Annotated in this window: 3 protein-coding genes; all 3 read left to right on the top strand. The window is 73.7% G+C overall.

From position 1 onward, the window contains the following. Nucleotides 1-696: tetratricopeptide repeat protein (locus ACFXGA_RS26350; protein ID WP_378092170.1), on the top strand; the 696-nt coding region annotated here is incomplete at its 5' end. A 115-nt stretch (nucleotides 697-811) separates the two neighbouring features. Beyond that, the gene (locus ACFXGA_RS26345) at nucleotides 812-1258 is read left to right on the top strand and encodes a hypothetical protein (RefSeq protein WP_378092168.1); all 447 of its coding nucleotides are present in this window, start codon (nucleotides 812-814) and stop codon (nucleotides 1256-1258) included. A 20-nt stretch (nucleotides 1259-1278) separates the two neighbouring features. Next, nucleotides 1279-2775 (top strand): hypothetical protein, encoded by a 1497-nt coding sequence (locus ACFXGA_RS26340; RefSeq protein WP_378092166.1) that lies wholly within the window; start codon nucleotides 1279-1281, stop codon nucleotides 2773-2775. Nucleotides 2776-2791 lie beyond the last annotated feature (16 nt).

Here is a 2791-nt window from a genome sequence, read left to right as displayed (position 1 = left end):
GCCCCGCGCCCGCCCGCCCCCCGCCCCCCCCCCCGGCGCCCCCCCCCCGCCGACTACGGCCTGGGCTCCCTGCTGCGCGACCACGGCGACCTCGCCGACGCCGCGGACCGGTTCCGCACCGCCGCCCGCCGGTACGCCGCCGCCGACGACCCGCGCGGCGAAGCCCTCGCCGTGCGCGGCCTGAGCCTGTGCCACCGCGCCCTCGGCCGGTACCGGGAGGCCGCCGAGGCCGGCGACCGCGCCGCCGGCGCGCTCCTGGCCCTCGGCGACGAACTGGGCGCGACCTACGCCCGACAGGCGTGGGCCAAGGCCCGCCTGCGCCTGCCCGAGACCACCGACCTCGCCGCCACCCTCGCCGACTGCCTCACGGTGTGCGAACGCGGCCGCGACCGGTTCGGCGTCGCCCTCGTCACCCGCACCCTCGGCGAACTCCACCTCGCCCGCGGCGACCTCGACACCGCCCGCGAGCACCTGACCACCGCGCTGGACCTGTGGACCGAACTCGACCTGCCGGTCTGGCGCGCCCGCACCCTGCGCGACCTGGCCGCCGCCGACCCCGCCCGACAGGACGAGCACTGGGCCGCCGCACGCGACCTGCTGCGCGGCACCGGGGCGCGGGAGGAGCGGGAACTCGCCGCCACCACACCGCAGCGGTGGCGCGACACCGTCCGCGACCTGGCACAACAGCGCACCTAGAGGAAACTTCCAGGTCCGCCGGCCGCACCTGCACACCGCTTGGAGCAGATGTGCAGGTCTGATCACCAAGCTTCCGGTTGTCACCGAAACCGACACCGGAAGCGAGGTGAACACGATGTCCACCGCACGGACACCACGCCCGGACGCCACACCGCGAACCACCCGGGGCGAGATCGTCACCCGTGCGGAGAGCTGGCTGTGCCCGCCCGTGCCGTTCAGCACCACCCGGTTCCACCAGAACGAGCACGGCATCTACCGGGCCGACGACACCGGCTACGCCTGCATGGCCTGGGGACTGCCCGGCATCCCGCCCGACCACCGCGGCGGGCTCGACCTCACGGGCCTCACCACGATCAGCCTCCCGATCACCGTCACCGACCTCCTGGCCGGCGACCTCCTCGTCGACACCGGCGCCCACGTGGCGCTGTTCCACGAATGGGCCGACGCCGACCGCACCGCCTGCTGGGTCTTCGCACAGCTCCCCGGCGCCGGCGCCACCCACGGGCTCGTCCCGCACCACACCCACCTCGACGCCAGGCGCCACCCGCGCCTGACCCGATGACCCCCGGAAGGGAACGCACCATGTCGCACCGCACCGGCCCGACCCTGCGCGGGATCCTCCTCGCCGCCGCCGTCACCGGCGGCACCCTGCTCGCCCCCGCCGGCCCGGCCCTCGCGCAGGACGACATCTCGATCCAGTTGACCTGCGAGATCAGACCCAACCACCTCCGCACCACCCGCGCCGAGATCCTCGCCCGGTCCCAGACCTGGATCAACGAAGGCGTCCCGTACAGCCAGAACAACTGCTACCGCAACGTCCACGGCGAGTACCGCGCCGACTGCTCCGGCTTCGTGTCCATGGCGTGGGGCGTCCGGTACAGCTACACCACCTTCATCCTGGAGAACGTCTCCCACGAGATCCCCCGCGCCGACCTCCAGCCGGGCGACGCGCTCAACGACTGGGACTCGCACGTCGCGCTGTTCGTGCGCTGGGCCGACGCCGCGAAGACCATGCCGGTGGTGCGCGAACAGGCCGGCCCCGACGGCTCCCGCACGGTCGAGCGGACCTGGACCGCCGCCCAGGCCGCCCAGTACGTCCCCATCCGCTACGACCACCTGGTCGAAGCCGCACCGCCCACCGACGCGGCCGACCCGATGTACCACCAGATCCGCAACGCCGACACGACCTGGACCGGCTTCCAGCCCATGTCCGGGTACGACACCGACGCGCCGGCCGACGCCAAGGACGTGGCCGTCGCCACCGCCCCGGACGGCAGCGCCCACACCGTCATCATCGGCGCGGACGACGTCGTCTACCACCAGATCCGCAACGCCGACACCACCTGGACCGGGTTCCAGCCCCTGTCGGGCAACGGCACCACCACCCCCGCCAAGGGCAAGCGGGTCGCCGTCACCGCCGGGCCCGACGGCAGCGCCCAGGTCGTGATCATCGGCTGGGACGACAAGGTCTACCACCAGACCCGCACCCCCGACGGCAACTGGACCGGGTTCCAGCCGGTCAACGGCATGGACACCACCCTCCCCGCGGCCGGCAAGGACGTCGCCATCGACACCCTGCCCGACGGCAGCGCCCACCTCGTGATCGTCGGCGCGGACGACGTCGCCTACCACCGCGTGCGCACCGGCGTCGACTGGACCCCGTTCCGGGCGCTCGCCGGGAACGGCACCACCACCCCGGCCAAGGCCAAGCGGGTCGCCGTCACCGGCATGGCCGACGGCCGCGTGCAGGTCGTCATCGTCGGCTGGGACGACAAGGTCTACCACCAGATCCGCAACGCCGACACGACGTGGACCGGGTTCCAGCCCGTCAACGGCATGGACACCACCACCCCGGCCGCGGGCAAGGACGTCGCCATCGACGCCCACCCGGACGGCAGCGCCCAGCTGCTGATCGTCGGCGGCGACGACGGCATCTACCACCGCGTCCGCAACGCCGACACGAGCTGGACCGGGTTCCGCCCGGTGGCCGGCATCGGCACCACCCTCGCCAAGGGCAGCCAGGTCTCGCTCTCCGCGGACGACGACGGCAACGCCCAGATCGTCGTCGTCGGCCACTGATCCCCCACCCCCGGCG

Origin of the sequence: Actinosynnema sp. NPDC059335 (genome assembly GCF_042752395.1) — a bacterium.
Lineage (GTDB): Bacteria > Actinomycetota > Actinomycetes > Mycobacteriales > Pseudonocardiaceae > Actinosynnema.
The sequence above is the reverse complement of the archived record's forward strand: the minus strand, read 5'-3'. Positions and strand labels throughout refer to the sequence as shown.

Excerpts from the sequence above, each read along its gene's own strand:
- ACFXGA_RS26340 (WP_378092166.1), top strand. The coding sequence starts at position 1,279 with ATGTCGCACCGCACCGGCCCGACCCTGCGCGGGATCCTCCTCGCCGCC.
- ACFXGA_RS26345 (WP_378092168.1), top strand. The coding sequence starts at position 812 with ATGTCCACCGCACGGACACCACGCCCGGACGCCACACCGCGAACCACC.